Raw genomic sequence first — 475 nt, forward strand, 5'->3', positions numbered from 1 at the left:
GATCGAGCGTGATTGTCGGATCGACACACTGACGGAGATGGCGAATGCGGGCATTGCAGGGATTCGGCTGAACCTGATCGGACATGCCGATCAGCCGCTCGACAGATGGGTGAGCGCGCAAACGCTCGCCCATGTCCGCGATCTCAGATGGCATGTCAAAGTGCATGTGGAAGTTGCGCGGCTGCAGGACATCGTCGAGCCGCTTCTGGACGCCGGCATGAATGTCGTCGTCGATCACTTCGGCAGTGCATCGCCTTATGTGGGGCAGCGACTGGCCGCATACGCAGTTTGAAGCAGACGAGGATTTTACTCACGCGCTCGAACTTCTACGCGCGCTGCTCCCGGTTGAAGGTAAGCGGCTCGGCAGGGCCGGTCCCCGATTCGCGCGCGCGTGGGGCATGATGTGAGAGCGTGAGGAGGTCCGGGTAGATCACGTGAGATCGTTCCATGATCGTGGACACGATCTTCTGGATCT

The 475-nt window shown here is 60.0% G+C and carries 2 protein-coding genes; both read left to right on the forward strand.

Going from position 1 to position 475, the window contains the following annotated elements:
* Nucleotides 1-37 precede the first annotated feature (37 nt).
* Nucleotides 38-292, forward strand: coding sequence for an amidohydrolase family protein (locus tag AB3X86_RS38360; RefSeq protein ID WP_368599911.1), 255 nt, complete (start codon nucleotides 38-40; stop codon nucleotides 290-292).
* Entirely contained in the window at nucleotides 258-407 is a 150-nt protein-coding gene (locus AB3X86_RS38365; RefSeq protein ID WP_368599910.1) for a hypothetical protein, read from the forward strand. Before AB3X86_RS38360 ends, AB3X86_RS38365 begins: the two co-directional genes overlap by 35 nt.
* Nucleotides 408-475: the final 68 nt, after the last annotated feature.

The organism is Paraburkholderia sp. BR14374, from assembly GCF_040948685.1.
Lineage (GTDB): Bacteria > Pseudomonadota > Gammaproteobacteria > Burkholderiales > Burkholderiaceae > Paraburkholderia > Paraburkholderia youngii.

What these genes read in the sequence shown, in the direction of transcription:
- AB3X86_RS38360 (WP_368599911.1), top strand. Translation starts at nt 38, where the DNA reads ATGGCGAATGCGGGCATTGCAGGGATTCGGCTGAACCTGATCGGACAT.
- AB3X86_RS38365 (WP_368599910.1), top strand. Translation starts at nt 258, where the DNA reads ATGTGGGGCAGCGACTGGCCGCATACGCAGTTTGAAGCAGACGAGGAT.